This window comes from Hydrogenophaga sp. (assembly GCF_018780385.1).
Classification (GTDB): Bacteria; Pseudomonadota; Gammaproteobacteria; order Burkholderiales; family Burkholderiaceae_C; genus Hydrogenophaga.
In genome coordinates this window covers 1-20,319 of record NZ_JADMJO010000116.1, presented here as the reverse complement: position 1 = coordinate 20,319, position 20,319 = coordinate 1, and the positions used below count along the sequence as shown (strand labels likewise).

Genomic DNA, 20,319 nt, shown 5'->3' with positions numbered 1-20,319 from the left:
GAAAAACGCCTGTGCCGCGAGGTCGGCCGCGCGATCGTGGACTACAACATGATCGAGGAAGGCGACCGCGTGATGGTCTGCCTCTCGGGCGGCAAGGACAGCTACGCCATGCTCGACATCCTGCAGAAACTGCAGGCGCGCGCGCCCATCGGCTTCGAGATGATCGTGGTCAACCTCGACCAGAAGCAGCCCGGCTTTCCGGCCGACATCCTGCCCGCGTACCTCACCAAACTGGGTGTGAAGTTCCACATCGAGAACCAGGACACCTACTCCATCGTCAAGCGCGTGATCCCCGAAGGCAAGACCATGTGCAGCCTGTGCTCGCGCCTGCGCCGCGGCATCCTCTACCGTGTGGCCAGCGAGCTGGGTGCAACCAAGATTGCGCTGGGCCACCACCGCGACGACATCCTGCAAACACTGCTGCTCAACATGTTCTTCGGCGCCAAGCTCAAGGGCATGCCACCCAAGCTGGTGAGCGACGACGGGCAGCACGTGGTGATCAGACCCATGGCCTACGTGGCCGAGAAGGACCTCACCCGCTGGGCCGAGGTGCGGCAGTTCCCCATCATTCCGTGCACCTTGTGCGGCAGCCAGGAAAACCTGCAACGCAAGCAGGTTGGCCTGATGCTCAAGGACTGGGAGAAGCGTTTCCCGGGCCGCGTGGAGAACATGTTCACGGCGTTGCAGAACATCGTGCCCAGCCACCTGATGGATCGCTCGCTGTTTCCGTTTGAAACCATTCACGCCACGGGCGAGGCCTTTGAGGACGGCGACAAGGCCTTCGACGACGAGCCGCTGCCCGTGGTGGCGCCAGCATGGCCTGAAGAAAGCGGCGTCGAGGGGAACGCAAACGCTGCGCGCGCAGTCATATCGATTTCCGCGGCGCACTGAGACCCCTGGACCAGCGATCGCCATCCACCAAGGAGGCTTCATGAAGACCCCATCTTCCGCCCGCCCCTGGGTCGGCCTGCTCAAGATCGGCACTGCAGCGCTCGCCCTGCTCGCGCTCAGCGGTTGCGCCAGCGTGTTCCTGGTGGACAACCAGGTGCAGAGCTACGCGCGCTGGGCCGACCGGCCCACGCCGTCGGGTGCCTCCACACCCGTGGTCATTCCCCAGGCGCCTCAGGTGTTCCGGTTCGACCGCTTGCCATCGCAGCAAGACAAGCGCAGCGGTGACGGGCAGAACGAACTGGAAAGGCTCGCCACCCTGTCGCTCGCGAAAGTGGGCTGGACGCCAGCCACCGCGGGCGTGACCACGGCGCCGTGGACAGTGGAAGTCAGCGCGGCCACGCTGCGCCTGCCCCGTGCGCCTTGGGAGAGCCCCTATGACGGGTACTGGGGTGGCGGCTTCGGCCCGGGTTTCGGCTTTCCGGGACGCGACTACGTGGTGACCGGTTCGGGCCAGATCATCTACGCACCGCTCTTCCTGCGCATGGACACGCCCTACTACCAACGCGAGGTTTCGCTGGTGATCCGCCATGCGGGCAGCGGGCGGGTGGTGTACGAGACCCGCGCCGCGCACGACGGCCGCTGGAACAGCTCCAACGCCCTGTGGCTGGCGATGCTGGATGCCGCCCTGCGCGACTTTCCCGCGCCGCCTGACGGGCTGCGTCAGGTCAACATCGAAGTGCCGCGCTGAGCGGCTGATCGCCCGGGCAGGGTTTCAAGCATTGCGCTCCAGCAGGTCGCGAATGGCCTCGCCCAGTGCGTCCATGCTGTCCTGTTTCCCCATCACGTCACTCACACCGGCCGCGCTGGCGTCAGTCAGCAACCGGTCGTTCACGTGACCTGAAATGATGGCGACCTTGAGCGCAGGGCGCAGGCGCCGGATCTCGATGGCCGTTTCCACCCCCGACAGGCCCGGCATGTTCTGGTCGCTCACGACCAGATCGACGTGCACAGCGGGATTCGCCTGCATCCAGGCCAGCGCCGCTTCTCCCGATTCGAACGTGGTGGCCTGATGCCCGTGCTTGCGCAGCAGGCGACCGACCAGAAACACCAGCGCTTCGTAGTCGTCGATGTAAACCACATGTTTTCCCGAGATGGCGCTGGCGTTCGGCACCGGTGCCGCGGTCACCGCCAGCGCAGAGCGGTCGCCAGCATCGGTCGCAGCGGCCAGGGGCAGGTACACATCGAAGCGCGTGCCTTCACCGGGCTGGGAGTGCACGCTGATCGCCCCCCGGTGCGCCTTGACGATGCCGTGCACCACCGCCAGACCGAGACCGGTGCCGGCACCGGGTGCCTTGGTGGTGAAGAACGGCTCAAAGATGCGGCGCTGCGTCTCGATGTCCATGCCGTGGCCGTTGTCGGCCACGCTCAGGCAGGCGTAGGCACCGCTGGCCAGGCCACCGAGCTGCAGGGCCTGCGAGGCATCCAGCCGCACCTCGCGCAGCGCCACGGTGATGTCACCCGAGCCGCCTTCCATGGACTGCCAGGCGTTGGTGCACAGGTTCATCAGCACCTGCTGCATCTGGGTGGCGTCGGCCAGCACCTGCAGGCCCGACGACGGCAGGCGCGTGACCAGCTTGAGACCGGCGGGCAGCAACGAGCGCATCAGACCCAGGGCTTCTTCCACCAGTGGCTTGAGCGGCTGGCGCTGCATCTCCTGGGTCTGGCGGCGGCTGAAGGTCAGGATCTGCTGCACCAGCTGGCGTGCGCGGATCGCGGCACGGCTGATTTCGGCCAGGCTTTCCTGTGCCGGGTGGTCTTCGCCCACGTCCTCGCGCGCGAGCACCAGGTTGCCCAGGATGGCCGCGAGCAGGTTGTTGAAATCGTGCGCCACGCCCCCGGCCAGCGTGCCGATGGCCTCCATCTTCTGTGACTCGCGCAGCTGCGCTTCGAGCGCACGCTGCTGGGACTCGGCCTCCTTGAGCTCGGTGATGTCGGTGTGGGTACCAACCATGCGCAGCGGCAACCCGTTGACGTCGCGCGCGATCACGACCCCGCGCGAGAGCACCCACTTCCAGCGTCCGTCCTTGCAACGGATGCGGTGCTCGTTGCGGTACATCGGTGTGCGCCCCTCGAAGTGCGCCCTGCGGTCCAGTTCCATCTGTGCCCGGTCATCGGGATGGGTGCGCGCGTCGAGCTCGGCGGAAAGATTGGCGAGGTCGTCGTCGGCATAACCAAACATGGCCTTGATGCTGGTGGAAAAGAACTCCTCGCCGGTGCGGATGTTCCAGTCCCACACACCATCGCCAGCGCTCTCCAGGGCCAGTTTCCAGAGCGTCTCGCTGGCGTGCAGGGCGGCTTCGGCTTCCTTGCGGTCGGTGATGTCGAACAGCACACCCACGCGCAGGAAACCGTGCTCGTCAGCCGACACCGCGCTGGACCGGTTGCAAATCCACTTGATGCGTCCATCCGGCAGCACGACGCGGAACTCGGTGTCCAGGCTGACCGCACCGGACATGATGGCCTGGCGGTCCCGCTCCAGCATGACGCGGTCTTCCGGATGAAAGTACCGCGCGAGCAGCGCCGGATTGCGCATCAGATCCTCCGCCTCGAAGCCATAGAGCTCGCGGATGCCGGCGCTGAGAAAACGGTACTCGCGCTCGCCGTCGTGGCGCACAAACACCGAGAACACGGCACCCGGCATCTGAGAGGTGATCAGACGCAACTGCTCCTCGCTCTCGCGCAGCGCCTTCTGGTCACGCATGCGATCAGTGATGTCCTCCACCGTGCCCTCGTAGTACAGCAGCACGCCCGACGCATCGCGCACGCCGTGCGCGTTCTCGCTGATCCACACACGTTCGCGTGTCTTGTGGCGGTGGACTTCGGAGACGAAACCGCGCACGTAACCATCGCGCTCAAGCTGCATCCTGAACTCCGCGCGGCGCACCGGGTCGATGTACCACTCGTTGGCGATGTCGTTCACCGCATCCGTCAGTTCCGACTCGGACTCATAGCCGTTGAACCGCACCAGCGCCTGGTTGGCGCGCAGCATCTGCCCCTCGGGCGAGCTGCGGTAGGCCCCGATGGGCAGGAAATTGAAAAGGGTTGAAAAATCCCCATCGGGCGGAGATGGCGCCAGTGTCATGCAACGGATTGTGTCGCAACCCCGCGTTTTCAAGGTGTTCAGCGCCCGCGAAAGTGGCGTCACCGGTACAGTTGCAGCCTTCCGACTGCCTTCAAGGACACCCTTTGCAAGTCACCCGCATCCTGGCCGTGCGCCACGGTGAAACCGCCTGGAACCGCGACACGCGCATCCAGGGCCACACCGACATCGAACTCAACGAACATGGTCGCAGGCAAGCGGCCCAGCTGGCCCATGCCCTGCGCGACGAACCGATCGCCGCCTGCTACGCCAGCGACCTGCTGCGTGCCCTGGAAACGGCACAAGCGGTGGCCCGCACGCGCAACCAGACCGTGACAACACACGTGGGCCTGCGCGAACGCTGCTTCGGTCGGTTCGAAGGCCACACCTGGACCGAGCTGGAGCAACGCTTTCCCGAGGAGTCTCTGGCCTGGCGCAAGCGGGTGCCCGACTTCGCGCCCGCGGGCGGTGAATCGCTGTTGCAGCTTGAGGCGCGCGTCGTGTCCACCGTGGAAGAGCTCGCCGCTCGCCACCCGGGCGAGCAGATTCTCATGGTGGCGCACGGCGGCGTGCTGGACATCCTGTACCGCGCTGCCACGCGCCTGAGCTTGCAGGCGCCACGCAGTTGGGAGCTGACCAACACCGCCATCAACCGGTTGCTGTGGTCGCCCGAAGGCCTCAGCCTGGTGGGTTGGGCCGACACCAGCCACCTGCAATCCAACCACGGAACCACCCTGGATGAGCGCAATGCATGAATCCGCATCACTGACGCGCTGGCGCCGGGCGCAGGCCTGGATCGGCCATGGCGTGGAGGCCGTCGACACACCCACGCTGGTGATCGACCTCGACGCCATGGACCGCAACCTGGCGCGCATGGCGGCATTTGCCGCCGAGCACGGCGTGCGGCTGCGGCCGCACGCCAAGATGCACAAAAGCGCCGAGCTGGCCCAGCTGCAGATGGCCCACGGCGCGGTGGGCGTGTGCGTGCAAAAGACCGATGAAGCGCTCGCTCTGGCCGAGGCGGGCGTGCGCAACGTCTACATCAGCAACGAGGTGATCGCGCCGTCAAAACTGCTGCGCCTGGCGCAGGCGGTGCGTGATCTCCCGACAAAATTTTCCATTGCGGTCGACAGCTCGCAGGGGGTGGAGCGCCTGGCGCATGCCTTGCACGCTGCCGGTGTGAGCGCGCCCGCCTGCATGGACGTGCTGATCGAAATCGACGTGGGGCAAGGCCGCTGCGGCGTCGCGCCCGGCACGCCCGCCGTGGCGCTGGCACAGGCGATCACAGCTCACCCGGCGCTGCGCTTTGCCGGGCTGCAGGCTTACCACGGCGGCGCCCAGCACCGCCGCACGGCCGCCGAGCGCGCCGAGGCCATGGCCGCCTCCACCCGTGCCGTGCGGGCCACCTGCGAGGCACTTCGGGCCACAGGCATCGAGGTGCCCCTGGTCACGGGTGCGGGCACCGGCACCTTTTCAATGGAGGCCACCAGCGGCGTGTGGGGCGAGCTGCAGGTGGGCTCATACCTGTTCATGGACGCCGACTACGCCAGCAACGAGGCCACGCCGCAGGCGCCGGTGTTTGAACACGCCCTGTTCGTGAAGAGCCAGGTGATGAGCCGCAGCGCCGACCACGCGGTGTGCGACGCCGGCCACAAGAGCCACGCCATCGACAGCGGCATGCCCAGCGTGTGGTTTCCCGAGGGGTTGGTCTACACCAGCGGTGGTGATGAACATGGCGCGCTGCGCACCGACGGCAGCCACCCGCTGCCCGCGCTGGGCGAGGTCGTCTGGCTGGTGCCGGGCCATTGTGACCCCACGGTCAACCTGCACGACTTCATGGTCGGGGTGCGCGGTGGGCTGGCCGCGGGCCAGGTGGAGCGCATCGTGCGGGTGGACGCACGCGGCTGCCTGGGCTGACGCTCAAACCTCGACGGTGGCTTTGGCGTAGTGGCCGATCAGGGCCAGCAGTTCGTCTTCGGAGTACGGCTTGCCAAGGTAGTGATCCACACCCAGTTCACGCGCGTGTTCGCGGTGTTTCTCCGCGATGCGTGAGGTGATCATGATCACAGGCAGGTCGGACAGTCGCGCATCGCTGCGGATGTTGCGCACGAGGTCGAAGCCGTCCATGCGCGGCATCTCGATGTCGGACAGCACCACCGTGGGCCGCTCGGCCTGGAGTTTCTCCAGCGCCTGCAGGCCATCGGCCGCCAACGTGACTCGGTAACCTTCTCGCTGCAGCAGCCGTTGCGTCACACGGCGCACGGTGATCGAGTCGTCGACCACGAGGATCAGGGGCACAGCATTGACCGCCATGTCCATGGGTGCGGGTGCGTCCTCGGGCATGGCCAGCGCGGCCTTCTGCCGACTGGCCACCCAGCTGCGAACCTGTTCGCCATAGACCGTGGACAAGGCCACCGGGTTGTAGATCAAGGCCACGGCACCCGACGCCAGCACCGACATACCGGCCAGACCGGGCAAGCGCGAGAGCTGCGAGCCCAGGTTCTTCACCACGACTTCCTGGTTGCCCAGGACCTCGTCCACGTGCATGGCCATGCGTTGTGCGGCACTTCGGAAGATCATGACCGGCAGCGTGCGACCCTTGTTCTCCAACGATTGCACCGACGACTGCAGCAAGGCCCCAGCCCAGAAAAACGGGACTTCCTCGCCCGCCACAATCAGCGAACCACTCGCGTAAGCCTTGCTCAGTTCGTCGCTGCTCACGCGACGCACCAGCTCCACCAGGTTGGACGGCACGCCCAGGGTGAGCGCGCCAGCGCGCAGCATCACCACCTGCGTCACCGCCGTGGTCAGCGGCAGCACCAGCTTGAAGTTGGTGCCTTGCCCGAATTGGGTGGCGGTCTCGATGCGGCCACCCAGTGCGACCACGTCGTTGCGCACCACATCCATGCCGATGCCCCGGCCGGCCAGCTCGGATATTTCACGCGCGGTGCTGATGCCCGGCTCGAAAACGAGTTGAGCGGCGTGCGCATCGCTGATGTCGGCGTCGGGCGCGACCAGACCCAGCGCGGCCGCCTTCTCGCGCAAGCGCACCAGATCCAGACCGGCGCCGTCATCGGCGAACACCACCGACACGTCGTTGAGTTCCTGCGCCAGCGTGATCTCGATCTGACCTTCAGCGTGCTTGCCGGCGGCCACACGGGCCTCGGGCGTCTCGATGCCGTGCACCACGCTGTTGCGCAACAGGTGTTCGAACGCGGCGGTCATGCGGTCAAGCACACCACGGTCCATTTCGATGTTGCCGCCGGTGATGTCCAGGCGAACCTGTTTGCCGGTTTCCTTGGACGCTTGCCGGACCACACGGTAAAGACGCTCGGAAATGCCCTCGAATTCCACCATGCGCGTGCGCAAGAGATCGCGCTGCAACTCGCGGGTCTGCCGGCCTTGGGCCACCAGACTGTCTTCGGTCGATTCCACCGCACGCTGCAGGTTGCGCTGCACCGTGGCCACGTCGTTCACCGACTCGGCCATCATGCGGGTGAGCTCCTGCACGCGGGTGAACCGGTCGAATTCGAGCGGATCGAACGACTGGTCGGCGTCACGCGCCTGGGCCAGCCGCGACTGCATCTGTGTCTCGGCCTGCAGCTCGATGTCGCGCAACTGGCCACGCAGGCGGTCCAGGTTGCCCGTGAGATCTTTCAGCGAACCACGCAGGGTCACGAGTTCGGACTCCATGCGCGAGCGGGTGATCATGACCTCGCCGGCCTGGTTGACCAGCCGGTCCAGCAACTCGGGGCGCACGCGCACGGCTGCACCTGCACGGGCCTGCAACACGGTGGGCGCCACCGGCATGGTGAGCCCTTCCATACCCCGCACCGCAACGACTTCGCTCGACAGATCCGGCGTCCCGTCAATGGCTGCTGGCGCCAGCACTGCGGCCGTCTCGGACACGATGTGCTCGGGAGCCGTCTGCACCACATCGACGGACTCGGGGTCCTGGCGGCGCAGCACTTCGAAACGGGCGCTGATGGCATCGAACGCGGATTGCAGGGGCTCCAGGTCGGCACCGCGTTGCACGTCGGAGCCCAGTCGCTCGGCCGTGGTTTCCATGCGGTGAACCATCTCGCCCAGACGCAGAGCGCCTGCCAGACGCGCACTGCCTTTGAGGGTGTGCAGGTTGCGCAGCACCTCGGATCGGGCACTGCCGTTGTCCGGACGCGCCACCCACTGGCGCAGCGCGCCTTCGAGCTGGGGCAACAGTTCCTGGGCTTCTTCCGCAAAGATCGGGAACAGGTCGATGTCGATCGTGTCCAGTACGTCGATGTCGTCGTCGATGTCCTGCACCACGGCATGTTCGACGCGGTGAGCGTCTGCGTGGGGAGCCACAAAATCGATCGTGGGCTCGACCAGCGCAGGCAGGTCGAAGCTCACCAATGGTGCGAAGGTCGACGCAGCGACTTCTTGCTGGGCAAGCGCCGGTTCTTCGGGCACCGGCGTCTCGATCACGGGCTCGTCGATCACGGCCAGCTCATCGGTTTGCTGCGAAGATTCGTCAGGCACCGGATCGTGGACCACCCGGTAGAGCGCGTCGATCAACTGGGGATCGGGCTCCTTGAGGAAACCGGCAGCAAACTGATGCAGCAAGCGTCGAACGTCTTCGGATGCATCCACAAACAACTTGGCCTGCTCGGCTGTGGCCGGGGCGCCTGCCCGCTGATGAAGACCAACCGACCCGATCGCATGCTCAAGGGCTCGGGCGATGTCCGACAGCGACTGGAATCCGACCGTGGCAGAGCTGCCGGCCAACGAGTGTGCGAGTGCTTCGGATTGTTCCGGCACGGGCTCGTGACGCTCAAGCGCCCATTCGGCCAGCCCCGTGCACAAGCGGCGCGACCACTCGTCCGCCTCATTGAGGTACACGTTGTAGAGCTTGAGGCCGATGCGCAGTGAGCCAATCACCCGCGTCTGCTCATCGGGCATGTCCGTCTCGGCGACTTGTTCAGGGATATCCACCGGATCCGGCTCGTGCACAGCGGAATCTTGCTCCAGCGCCACCGGCTCTTCGAGCAACGGTGCGGCGGTTTCGGCCACCGGCAAGAGATCGGCTTCTTCAGTCTTGGCGGCTTCGCTTGACGAGAAGGCCGCCAAGCTGCCGAAGTCGATGTCCGCGAGCATCTGCTCGGGAGCAGGCAATTCGCTCGAAGGCGGTGACGGTTCAAAGTCAAGGAACGCGGTGTCGATCTGAATGGCTTCTTCAGGCGCCTCGTGTGAAGAACCATCGTCGACATCCACCAACTCGCCAAGATCCAGGTCCACGGCTGACGGGGCAACTTCGATCGCTTCGTCAGAGGAAGACGCCACTTCAGCGGCCTCGAGCGCAACGGATTCAGGAGCCGTGGCGGCGGATTCCTCCGGTGCCGACACGTCGGGTTCTTCTTCGATGGCCGAAGCCGCACCTTCGGACGCGGCCGCATGCGCCAGTGGCAGGAAAAGACCCTGGTCGCGCAGCGCTTCGGCGCTGGTCTTGAAAGGCTGCGCTTTCCAATGCTCTTCGCGCCGCGCCGAGATGTCATCCACCCACCGACCAAAGTCGGTCATGGCCTGTTCCGTCAGCATCAGTAATGGCTGACCCGCAGGTCGTTGCTCCGCCAACACGGTGTTGACCAATTGCTCCATGGACCAGGCCGCCTGGCCAAATTCTTCCAACCCGACCATGCGCGAACTGCCCTTGAGGGTGTGAAACGCGCGACGCAGGGTGGTGAGGTGCTCCAGATCACCCGGTTGCACGCGCAGCTGAGCAACAGCCTCCAGGCCATTGCCCACCACTTCCCTGGCCTCTTCCAGGAAGATGTCGAGCAGATCGTCTTCATCGTTGTCTTCACCCGTGGCATCAACCGGCTCGCGCTCGTGGGCCGCGAGAGAGGCTTCGGACAGGCCCACCAAAGCCTGCGCACCCGCCTCGGCATCGTTCCCGACCACCGCGCCCGCAGCCTCGCGCGCAGCACGCGCCACGCCCGACTGCTCGGCAAGCGTGGCCTGCTCGGCCAATGAGTCGAGTTGCTGGCTCAGATCGACCAGGTTCATGCCGCCCTGGACTTCGTTGACGACCTGCTGCACACCATCGCTGATGGCGCGGGCCTCGTCGCGCACCGGCGGGTGGCGCAGTTCCACATTGACGGTGCGGCCCATGAGGGGGAGCAACTCACCCTTGTCTTCGTCAAAGACAAACAGCTTCTTGGCCAGATTCGGCTGGTAGTTGAGCATGTCCACCAGCAGGCTCATGGCACTCAGGTTGTTGCCCAACTGCTGGAACGTGCCCGCTTCGCGAGCCAGCGCCTCGTCCACTTCCGTGTCGAGGATCTGCTCAACGGTGGTGCGCATGCGGGTGACTGCATGAACCGCTTGTTCCAGCCCCAGCACCGACAGCACGCCACGCATCTGAGCCAGTTGCGAGACGGCGACGTGCAGTCCTGCTTTTTCCTGCGGTGTGCGGAAGAACTGGTCGAGCGACTTCTCGACGTCCCCCAAGGACACCTTGAGTTCACCCACCACACTGCCCATGGTCTGGCGATCACTCACCCGACGGTACAGCTGCTCCATCCAGCTGTCCAGCGGTTGTGCTGGCTCCCCGGCCATCACGGCTTCAAGGCGATCGGCGAGCGCCTGCGTGCGCTCGGTGAGCTCGGGCGCGCGGGGGTCGAAATCTTCAAAGGACGCTTCGAGGTACAGCGTGGTGGTGGCCACTTCCATGGCCAGTTCAGGACTCACGCCACCGGGCTCGCGCACCGCGTGGTCTGCCGCCTTCACCAAGGCCTGGGCCAGCACCTTGCTGGCGGGATGCAACTTGAGCAGCGAGTCGCCAATCAGGCCGAACTGATCGGCCACCTGACGCGCCCGGCTGGCGTCCCCCCCGGAATACAGCGACCAGGCTTCCTTGGCCGCGTTGATGCGCTTGCGCGCCTGAGCGAGTACCGCAGGGTCGTAGCGGCCGAGCGTGGCCACGTGGTAATCGACCGCCGCGACACTGCCCAAACCAAAGGCCTGTCTGACGAAGGCCAGTTGCGGCGCCAATTGGCTCGACACCTCATGCGGTTGAGCGCAGAAAAACAAGAGATCGTGCAGCAGCGTTTCTGATACCTGCGACTTGCCTTGCGACAAGGTCACGAACTGCATCAGGATCCGCGAAAAAGCCCGTTTGACATAAACGTCAGTGGGCAACAAACGGTGCGCAACCGCTTCAAAGAACCCTGCTGCCACACGCCAGAAGGTTCGGGCTCGGGTATCTACCGCTCCCGCAGACAGTCCCGCGCTGATCTTCACCAACTGCTGTACCGCCGCCTGGCTTTCCGTCTTGACGGCCAGCAACACCAGGCGGTCAAACAAGGAACGAATGGCAGCATTGCATTCGAGCGGCGCTCGGTCGGCTGGGGCCGCCACGTCCACGCCGTGGTGATCGAACGGCCACAGATCGGCGGGGTGCACGCGCTCGGCCGCCGCCAACTCCTGCACTTCCCGGTATTGGGAGAACAAGGCAACGGGTTGCACCGGTTTGTTGTTCAGAACCGCCTCAAGGTACTCCACCAGAGCGAAGCTGGCGCGCTCAACCTTCGCTGCTGCCTCTTCGTTGCAGCTTTGTGGTCGCTGGACAAACCGTTGAACCGCCGCCTCCATGGCCCGGAGCACATGGGCTGGCGCGCCCAGCCCCACCATCTCCAAGGCACCGACCGCCTGATGCAGTTGCTGACGCGCCTGACGCAGCGAGGCCGGATCGACTGCCTGCAGATCGTCCATGCGCGACTGCTCCGTCTCACGCACAAACCGCTTGATCGCCTTGTTGGCTCCATCAAGCGATTTGCGCAGCTCGTCGAACACCCATGCCAACGGACCGAGGTCGGCGACAGGTGGATCCATCTGCGGACTGTCGGTAGCGGTGTCGAGCATGTTGATCTTGGAGTAGGGGTCCGACAGGGGGAATCAGGCGATCTTGAAACGCGACACCGACTGGCGAAGTTCTTCGGCCATCACCGAGAGTTCACGCACCTGCTGAGCCGTGGAGCGGGTGCCCTCACCTGTCTGCTCCGTCACGGCAAAGATGTGCTGGATGTTTCCGGCCACCTCGTTGGCGGAATCGGCTTCTCGCGACGCCGCGTTGGAAATCTGCTCGATCAGTTCGGCCAGCCGGCGCGAAACGCGGTCGATCTCGGACAGTGCGGTACCGGCGTTGTCGGAGAGTTTCGCGCCCTCGACCACACCCTGCGTGGAGCGTTCCATGGCGGCCACCGCGTCTTGCGTATCGGTTTGAATCGCCTTCACCAGCGCCGAAATCTGTCGTGTCGCATCGGCAGAACGTTCGGCCAGTCGCTGCACCTCTTCCGCCACCACCGAGAAGCCTCGACCCGCTTCACCGGCCGATGCGGCCTGGATGGCGGCGTTCAGCGCGAGCACGTTGGTCTGCTCGGTAATGTCGGAAATCAGTTCCGTGATCTCACCAATTTCCTGCGACGACTCACCCAGCCGTTTGATGCGCTTGGAAGTTTCCTGAATCTGATCGCGAATCGAGTTCATGCCGCCGATGGCGTCCTGCACAGCCTGCAGACCCGATTCGGCCGCCTGCAGCGAAGCACGGGCCACCGTGGCCGACTCCTGCGCCTGACCGGACACCTGGTTGATTCGCTGCGCCATGTCGAGCACCGACTGGCCGGTTTCGCGAATTTCCCGAAGCTGCTCGGTGGAAGCTGCCAGGAGTTCGGTGGAGGTGTTTTCCACCGCCGACGTCGTTTGCGCCACGCGCGTGGCCGTGGCCTGCACGTTGCCCACCAACGATCGAAGCTCTTCCACCGTGTAGTTCACCGAGTCGGCGATAGCGCCGGTGATGTCTTCCGTCACCGTGGCTTCCTGGGTCAAATCACCTTCAGCAACCGTTTGCAGTTCGTTCATCAAACGCAAAATGGCGGCCTGGTTGGCGTCGTTGACGCGTTTGGCATCTTGCTCCAGCGACTCGGCCGCCAGACGCTGCGATTCCGCAGTCAGTTGACGTTGCCGGCTTTCCTGCAGCTGCACATAGGCCAGACCACCGGCACACAACAGGGCAAACAGCGCGGAAAAGAGCAAGGCGCCGAATTCGCCGCCGCTCAGCCCCGAACGCGAGGTGAGTTCCGACTGCAGGTTCTGCAGGCCCAGGCGCAGCGGCTCACTGTCGGCAATGATGCTGGCCTGCGCTTCGCGGGCCGACACCAGACCTTGCAGGTTGCCCAGAATGGCGCCCGCTTCCACCCGCGTCTGTTCGTACAGTTTCAGCAACGCACCGAGGCGCTCGCGCACCTGCTCGTCTTTGGCCGCGGTCAAGCGAAGTTCTTCGCTGCCGTTGAGCAAACCTTCCGAGATTTCCTTGAAGGTGTTCAAGTCCTTGCCCAGCAGGAACACCGCCTCGGGGCTCACACCTTCAAGCGTCAGAAACTCGTTGGCCGACTTGCCGATACGCTGGGTCAACATCACGAGCTGGCCTGACGCGGAGATTTCCGCAGCCGGCGCGTTTTGCTGCAGCTTGAGTGAAGAAATCGTCTCGGCGATCTCCAGCAGGTCCGACGACTGGCGGTTGATGGTGCGCAAAGCGTTGCCCACCTGGGTCAGGATTTTTTCCTGCGCAAGCACCGCGGACGCATTGCGCTCAGCCGCGTCAATCCGCGGCAGCAATTCGTCGAGTCGCGCGGTGTAGTCGGGACCCAAGGCGTCGATGGACATGTCGGCGTCGCCTTGCTTGAGGCCGCGCAGGCTGCGCGACAACACGTCAGAGCTGTCACGCACTTCGGGGAAGGCCGCCGGGCTGCCGATCAAGGCCTGGGATACGCTCTTCGCCAGACGCTGCGACTGCATCAGCGCCTGACCGCTGGCGGCCAACTGCTGACTGACTTTCTCGGTCTGGCTCAAAACGAAGAAAGTGACCGCACCGAGCACGACCAGACCAAAAGCCAGCAACACGGCCAGCGTGCGCTGGTGTTGCTCTGCAGGCCGGCGCCCCAGCAAGGGCACCGAAATCAAACCCGACTGCTCGGCACCCTCATCGTCGTCGGCCATGAGCAGATTGCCTGAATAATCATCCGCCTGAGGATCGGGAGCCAAGCGGGCCGCCGCCAGTTCGGCGGCCTCCTGGTCGCTCACGGTGGACAGGTCACGTTCATCATCGGCTTTTTTCTTGAACAGTCCCTGGAATCGATCAAGCGTGGCCATGTAAACACCTTCCAACAGAAAACAAATGAGAAAAGACGGGTCTGATCAACCTGGATGGTTGTCAGGCCGCAATTGCGAGGAATTCGGGCTCGCCCACCAACACCTGCAAATCCAGCTCCTGCCAATGCAGGCCCTGGGCATCCATCAACGATCGATTGAAATAGGGGGGTGCGCCATCCGGCTTGGACCCGAAGCCGCTGAACATCGCAGCACTTCGCAATCCCAAGAGGCGGTCAATCCAGATCACCGCGTTCACACCCAATGCGGTGTGCAGACTGACCAGACGCGATTCGGAGGTGATGCGCTCACCTTGACTCGCCAACGCAGCCGAACCGGCCACAGCCGACGCAGACTCCACCAGCGCCGCAAGATCGATGACACCGTGCAGACCACCCCGCAGGCTGGCCACACCCAAGTACCAAGGCTTGGTGTACGGGACGCGTTGAACCGCAGACCAGGGGAAGATTTCACCCGACTGAACCAGCGGAAGGAGATAGCGGCTTCCGTTGGACTCCACCGCCAGCCAGGCCGCCGTCACGGCCTCTGTTTTGGCAACGCTCAATCGCTGAGCCAAACGTTCCTGCAGCTCCTTCAGTGATTGTCGTTTGGCCATGCTCGGTAGGGTTCAATTCAAGGTGGTTCAGGCCAGCGCCCGGATCTTCGACAGCAACTCTTCACCGTTGACAGGTTTGGTCACGTAGTCGCGTGCCCCCTGCCGCATGCCCCAGACCCGATCTGTCTCCAGGCTTTTGCTGGTGCACATCACGATCGGAATGTTCGAATACTGGGGATCGCGGGTGATGGCACGCGTCAACTGAAATCCATTTTGACCGGGCATCACAACGTCCATCAGGATCAGGTCTGGCTTTTCCTCTCCCAAGCGACGGAAGGCCTCGTCCGCATTCTCAGCGGTCCTCACGCTGTAGCCGTTTTTACTCAGCAGATCGGACAGCACCATGAGTTCGGTTTTTGAATCGTCAACAACGAGGATTTTGTGGATGGCCATCATGCAGCTCCGGCTAGGTTGGCGCCGAACTGCTGCACGGCATGCAGCAGTTGGTCTTTGGTGAAAGGTTTGGTGAGGTAGTCCTGCGAGCCCACCATGCGTCCGCGGGCCTTGTCAAAGACGCCGTCCTTGGAGGACAACATGACAACGGGAATATTGGCGAACTTGGCGTTGCGCTTGATGATGGCGCAGGTCTGATAGCCGTCGAGGCGGGGCATCAGGATGTCGCAGAAAACCAGATCGGGTTGGTAGTCGTTGATCTTGGCCAGGGCGTCGAAGCCGTCGTCCGCCAGCAAGACTTCGTGCCCACCCTGCTTGAGGAAGATTTCGGCGCTTCGCCGAATGGTGTTGCTGTCGTCGACAACCAGAACTTTCAGGGCAGGTGTTGGGCTCACGATTCACAGGCTCCAGGAATGGGTCAGGAAGTGCGGCACTCGGGCCAGGGAGCCCGTGCCTCGGTCTGTGTATGCCAGATGCAACGGGGGTCTGTTGCTCAGATCTGAACCATCTCGAAGTCCTCTTTGCGAGCGCCGCATTCGGGGCAAGTCCAGTTCATCGGCACTTGGGCCCACGGGGTTCCAGCCGGTACGCCGTGCTCTGGAGCACCTTGCGCTTCGTCGTAAATCCAGCCACAAATCAGGCACATCCAAGTCTTCGTTTCGGTCATGGTTATAGGGGGCCTTGTCATAGAATGCAAGCATTGTATCGAGCGAGGTACGGCCCGCTGGAAGTGGATTCTGGCCTCTGTTCAATGCCTTGCTTGAAGCGCCAGGATCATTCTGCGGGCATCTTCCACACGAATTCGATCCCTCTCTCCACCCATGCCCGATACGCCCGAAAAAACAACACCCGCACCGCTCCCGCCACTGGGTGAGGCAGCTTTGCCCTGCGTGATGGTGTTCAACGCCAACGACCCCAGCGGCGCGGGTGGCTTGAGCGCCGACATCACCGCCATGTCCAGCGCGTCGGTGCACGTGCTCTCGGTCGTCACCGGCGCCTATGTGCGCGACACGTCGGACATCCACGATCACTTTGCCTTTGACGAGGAGGCCGTGGCCGACCAGGCACGGTGTGCGCTGGAAGACATGCCGGTGCAGGCCTTCAAGGTCGGCTTCGTGGGCAACCCCGAAAACCTCAGCGTGGTGGCGGAGATCACGGCCGACTACGCCGACGTGCCGGTCATTGCCTACATGCCCGACCTTTCGTGGTGGGACGAGCTCGCGATCGAGACCTACCTCGATGCGAGCGCCGAGCTCCTGCTGCCGCAAACCACCGTGCTCGTGGGCAACCACAGCACGCTGTGCCGCTGGCTCCTGCCTGAATGGGAGGGTGATCGTCCGCCGAGCCCGCGCGATGTGGCCCGGGCAGCCGCCGTGCACGGTGTTCCCTACACGCTGGTGACGGGCTTCAACGCCGCCGACCAGTACCTGGAGAGCCACCTCGCGTCGCCCGAAGCGGTGCTGGCCACGGCGCGCTACGAGCGGTTTGAGGCCACCTTCAGCGGGGCGGGTGACACCTTGTCGGCGGCTCTGTGCGCGCTGATTGCGGGTGGCAGCGACCTTCAATCGGCCTGCGCCGAAGCCCTGACCTACCTGGACCAATGCCTCGATGCCGGCTTTCAACCCGGCATGGGCCACGCCGTGCCCGACCGGTTGTTCTGGGCGCACGAAGAAGATGAAGAAGGCGAAGACGCCTCGGCGGAATCTGCATCGGACAGCACGCTCGATGCCGACGATTTCCCGCTCGACACCACCCGGCATTGACTCGCCCCCCGCGCAGCGCAAACTTGCGCGCGCTTCGCCACCAACGCAGCTTCACTCCATGACCACTGTCGACCGCAACCAGCAACTGTTTGACCGCGCCAAAGCCTTGATCCCCGGCGGCGTGAATTCACCGGTGCGCGCTTTTCGAGCGGTGGGTGGCACGCCCCGCTTTGTGCAAAAAGCGCAAGGCGCTTATTTCTGGGACGCCAACGGACAACGCTATATCGACTACATCGGCTCCTGGGGTCCGATGATCCTGGGCCATGGTCACCCGGCCGTGGTGGAAGCGGTGCAGAAGGCGGTGCTCGAAGGTTTCTCCTACGGCGCGCCGACCGAGCGCGAGGTGGAACTCGCCGAAGAGATCATCAAGCTCGTGCCCAGCATCGACATGGTGCGGCTGGTGAGCTCCGGCACCGAGGCTGGCATGAGCGCGATCCGGTTGGCACGCGGTGCGACCGGGCGCAAGAAGATCATCAAGTTCGAAGGCTGTTATCACGGCCACGCCGACGCGCTGCTGGTGAAAGCCGGCTCGGGCCTGGCCACCTTCGGCAACCCGACCAGTGCCGGCGTGCCGCCCGAGGTGGTGCAGCACACCATCGTGCTGGAGTACAACAACGTCGAGCAGCTCGAAGCGGCGTTTGTCGAGCACGGGTCGGACGTGGCCTGCCTGATCATCGAGCCCATCGCGGGCAACATGAACTTCGTGCGCGCCAGCGTGCCTTTCATGAAGCGCTGCCGCGAGTTGTGCACGCAACACGGCGCGCTGCTGGCTTTCGACGAGGTGATGACGGGTTTCCGTGTCGCGCTCGGTGGCGCGCAGAGCGTGTACGCCCAACTCATCCCCGGCTTTGAGCCCGACATGACGGTGATGGGCAAGGTGATCGGAGGTGGCATGCCGCTGGCCGCCTTTGGCGCCAAGCGCGCGGTGATGGAGCAGCTCGCCCCTTTGGGTGGCGTGTACCAGGCGGGCACGCTCTCGGGCAACCCCGTGGCCACGGCCTGTGGACTGGCCACGCTGAAGGAAATTCAGAAGCCCGGGTTCTTCGAAGCACTGTCAGCCACCACACGCTCGCTGGTGGACGGTCTGACCGCCGCTGCCCACGCCGAAGGCGTGACGATGTGCGGTGACAGCCAGGGCGGCATGTTCGGCTTCTTCCTGTTCGACCAACTGCCGCAGAACTACGCCAAGGTGATGACCACCGACGGGCCGACCTTCAACAAACTCTTCCACGGCTTGTTGGACCGCGGCGTGTACATCGCACCCGCCCTGTACGAAGCCGGCTTCGTGAGCGCGGCGCACACGACGCAGGACATTGCGGACACGGTGGCCGCAGCGCGGGAAGTGTTCAAACTCCTCTGACGAGCGAGGTGCATCGTCAAGTGCCGCCGCGGAACCGTCTTTGCCGGGCCGCAGGAGGCGTCCCCTTGAGGGGGTGACGGCGCAAAGCGCCGGCGAGGGGGTGTCGCTTCAGTTCAGTGTCTGAAGTGGCGCACGCCGCTGTAAACCATCACCACGCCTCGTTCATCCGCCGCGTCGATCACCTCCTGATCGCGCATCGAGCCACCGGGCTGGATCACGCAGCTTGCACCCGCATCCACCACCACATCAAGGCCGTCGCGGAACGGGAAGAAGGCATCGCTGGCCACGGCCGTGCCTTGCAGCGACAGCTTGGCGTGGCTCGCCTTGATGCTGGCGATGCGTGCCGAATCGAGCCGGCTCATCTGGCCCGCGCCCACGCCCATGGTCATGCCGTCCTTGCAGAACACGATGGCGTTGGACTTGACGAACTTGGCCACCGTCCAGGCAAACATGAGGTCGTCGAGTTGCTGCTCGGTGGGTTGCAACTGGGTCACCACCTTGAGGTCGGCTCGGGTGAGGACGTGGTTGTCGGCCGACTGCATCAGCAGGCCCGAACCGATGCGCTTCACATCGGTGAGGTTCAGGCCCTTGTCCCAGGCGGAGGGGCCGCCGGGTGGCAGCGCAATTTCGAGCACGCGCACATTGGCCTTGGCCTTGAACACTTCCAGCGCCTCGGGCGTGTAGCCCGGCGCCATCAGCACTTCGACGAACTGCTTGCTGATGGCCTGCGCGCCCGCGCCATCGAGCACACGGTTGAGCGCGATGATGCCGCCGAAGGCGCTGGTGGGATCGGTCTGGAAGGCTTTGCTGTAGGCCTCAAGTGCATCGTTGCCCACAGCCACACCGCAGGGGTTGGCATGCTTGACGATCACGCACGCTGGCACGTCGAAGCTCTTCACACATTCCCACGCCGCGTCAGCGTCGGCGATGTTGTTGTAGCTCAGTTCCTTGCCCTGCAACTGCTTCGCGGTCACCAGCGAGCCGGGTGCCGGGTACAGGTCGCGGTAGAAAGCAGCGGTCTGGTGCGGGTTCTCGCCGTAGCGCAGATCCTGCAGTTTCACGAAGCGGCCGTTCGCCTGCGCCGGGTATTCGCTGCGTGTGGGCACGGCCGCATCGGCGTCAAACGTGATGCTGGAAAGGTAGTCGCTGATGGCGCCGTCGTAGTTGCTGATGCGGTTGAACGCGGCGACCGACAGAGCGAAACGCGTCGCATCGCTGACTTTCCCCGTGGTCTTGAGTTCATCGATCACGCCGGCGTACTGCGCAGCATCTGTGAGCACCGCAACGTCCTTCCAGTTCTTCGCCGCGCTGCGCACCATGGCTGGACCACCGATGTCGATGTTCTCGATCGCGTCGTCGAGCGTGCAACCGGACTTGGCCACCGTGGCCTCGAAAGGGTAGAGGTTGACGATGAGCAGATCGATGGTGTCGATGCCGTGTGTCTTGAGCGCGGCCATGTGCTCGGGCAGATCGCGCCTGGCGAGCAAGCCGCCGTGCACCTTGGGGTGCAGCGTCTTCACGCGGCCATCGAGCATCTCGGGAAACGCGGTGACCTCGGCCACCTCGGTCACGGGCAGGCCTTTATCAGCCAGCAGTTTGGCGGTGCCGCCGGTGGAGATGAGGGACACGCCGAGGCTGTGCAGGGCCTGGGCGAGTTCGACGATGCCGGTCTTGTCGGAGACGGAGATGAGTGCGCGCATGAACAGGGTCTTGGTGGTTTTTGAAAGGGGCTGAAAGGGGCGGACTCAGTCGATGAGTTTGTGTTCGAGCAATTTTTTGCGCAGCGTGTTGCGGTTCAGGCCCAACCACTGCGCGGCGCGCGACTGGTTGTTCTGCGCCTGCTCCATCACCACTTCGAGCAGTGGTTTCTCCACCGCCTTGACCAGCATGTCGTGCAGGTTGGCCGGGTCGGTGCCGTTGAGGTCGTGGAAGAAGTCTTCCATGCTGGCACGCACACAGTCGTGCAGTTTGTTCT

Annotated in this window: 15 protein-coding genes; 6 read left to right on the top strand and 9 right to left on the bottom strand. The window is 64.3% G+C overall.

Features of this window, described 5'->3' with window-relative positions:
- Together ttcA and IV113_RS23385 are read left to right on the top strand one after the other, a co-directional pair.
- Nucleotides 1-891, top strand: an 891-nt coding sequence (ttcA, locus tag IV113_RS23390; protein ID WP_291090330.1) for a tRNA 2-thiocytidine(32) synthetase TtcA, incomplete at its 5' end; no start/stop codon positions are given.
- Between the two features lie 40 nt (nucleotides 892-931).
- Nucleotides 932-1,639 carry a hypothetical protein gene (locus IV113_RS23385; protein ID WP_291090327.1) on the top strand — a complete coding sequence of 236 codons (708 nt, stop codon included), beginning with the start codon at nucleotides 932-934 and terminating at the stop codon, nucleotides 1,637-1,639.
- Nucleotides 1,640-1,663: 24 nt separating this feature from the next.
- On the opposite strand, the gene IV113_RS23380 is transcribed toward IV113_RS23385, so the two are convergent.
- Nucleotides 1,664-4,033, bottom strand: a complete 2,370-nt coding sequence (locus tag IV113_RS23380) for a PAS domain-containing protein (RefSeq protein ID WP_291090324.1) — start codon at nucleotides 4,031-4,033, stop codon at nucleotides 1,664-1,666.
- A 104-nt stretch (nucleotides 4,034-4,137) separates the two neighbouring features.
- Between IV113_RS23380 and IV113_RS23375 the strand changes: the two genes are divergently transcribed.
- Complete coding sequence (locus IV113_RS23375) at nucleotides 4,138-4,785, top strand: histidine phosphatase family protein (RefSeq protein WP_291090320.1); 648 nt, start codon at nucleotides 4,138-4,140, stop codon at nucleotides 4,783-4,785.
- The gene (locus IV113_RS23370; RefSeq protein ID WP_291090317.1) at nucleotides 4,778-5,947 is read left to right on the top strand and encodes a DSD1 family PLP-dependent enzyme; all 1,170 of its coding nucleotides are present in this window, start codon (nucleotides 4,778-4,780) and stop codon (nucleotides 5,945-5,947) included. The genes IV113_RS23375 and IV113_RS23370 overlap by 8 nt, the downstream gene beginning before the upstream one ends.
- 3 nt (nucleotides 5,948-5,950) lie before the next feature.
- Here the strand turns inward: IV113_RS23370 and IV113_RS23365 are convergent, their stop codons facing one another.
- The 6 genes from IV113_RS23365 to IV113_RS23340 all read right to left on the bottom strand — a co-directional run bounded on the left by IV113_RS23365 (nucleotide 5,951) and on the right by IV113_RS23340 (nucleotide 15,888).
- Nucleotides 5,951-11,929: an Hpt domain-containing protein gene (locus IV113_RS23365; RefSeq protein ID WP_291090314.1), complete on the bottom strand. Its 5,979-nt coding sequence runs from the start codon at nucleotides 11,927-11,929 to the stop codon at nucleotides 5,951-5,953.
- A gap of 33 nt (nucleotides 11,930-11,962) precedes the next feature.
- Entirely contained in the window at nucleotides 11,963-14,215 is a 2,253-nt protein-coding gene (locus tag IV113_RS23360) for a methyl-accepting chemotaxis protein (RefSeq protein ID WP_291090311.1), read from the bottom strand.
- Between the two features lie 61 nt (nucleotides 14,216-14,276).
- Nucleotides 14,277-14,828 carry a chemotaxis protein CheW gene (locus IV113_RS23355; RefSeq protein WP_291090308.1) on the bottom strand — a complete coding sequence of 184 codons (552 nt, stop codon included), beginning with the start codon at nucleotides 14,826-14,828 and terminating at the stop codon, nucleotides 14,277-14,279.
- A gap of 27 nt (nucleotides 14,829-14,855) precedes the next feature.
- A complete protein-coding gene (locus tag IV113_RS23350; RefSeq protein WP_056268050.1) occupies nucleotides 14,856-15,221 on the bottom strand; it encodes a response regulator in 366 nt (121 codons plus the stop codon).
- Nucleotides 15,221-15,616, bottom strand: a complete 396-nt coding sequence (locus IV113_RS23345) for a response regulator (RefSeq protein WP_200959315.1) — start codon at nucleotides 15,614-15,616, stop codon at nucleotides 15,221-15,223. The genes IV113_RS23350 and IV113_RS23345 overlap by 1 nt, the downstream gene beginning before the upstream one ends.
- 98 nt (nucleotides 15,617-15,714) lie before the next feature.
- Nucleotides 15,715-15,888, bottom strand: coding sequence for a rubredoxin (locus IV113_RS23340; protein ID WP_069047877.1), 174 nt, complete (start codon nucleotides 15,886-15,888; stop codon nucleotides 15,715-15,717).
- Between the two features lie 154 nt (nucleotides 15,889-16,042).
- Between IV113_RS23340 and IV113_RS23335 the strand changes: the two genes are divergently transcribed.
- Both IV113_RS23335 and hemL read left to right on the top strand, forming a co-directional pair.
- A complete protein-coding gene (locus tag IV113_RS23335; RefSeq protein WP_291090300.1) occupies nucleotides 16,043-16,984 on the top strand; it encodes a bifunctional hydroxymethylpyrimidine kinase/phosphomethylpyrimidine kinase in 942 nt (313 codons plus the stop codon).
- A gap of 58 nt (nucleotides 16,985-17,042) precedes the next feature.
- Nucleotides 17,043-18,344 (top strand): glutamate-1-semialdehyde 2,1-aminomutase, encoded by a 1,302-nt coding sequence (gene hemL / locus IV113_RS23330; protein WP_291090297.1) that lies wholly within the window; start codon nucleotides 17,043-17,045, stop codon nucleotides 18,342-18,344.
- A 113-nt stretch (nucleotides 18,345-18,457) separates the two neighbouring features.
- Here the strand turns inward: hemL and purH are convergent, their stop codons facing one another.
- Both purH and IV113_RS23320 read right to left on the bottom strand, forming a co-directional pair.
- Nucleotides 18,458-20,050: a bifunctional phosphoribosylaminoimidazolecarboxamide formyltransferase/IMP cyclohydrolase gene (purH, locus tag IV113_RS23325; RefSeq protein WP_291090336.1), complete on the bottom strand. Its 1,593-nt coding sequence runs from the start codon at nucleotides 20,048-20,050 to the stop codon at nucleotides 18,458-18,460.
- 39 nt (nucleotides 20,051-20,089) lie between these two features.
- Nucleotides 20,090-20,311, bottom strand: a complete 222-nt coding sequence (locus IV113_RS23320) for a helix-turn-helix domain-containing protein (RefSeq protein WP_291090333.1) — start codon at nucleotides 20,309-20,311, stop codon at nucleotides 20,090-20,092.
- Nucleotides 20,312-20,319: the final 8 nt, after the last annotated feature.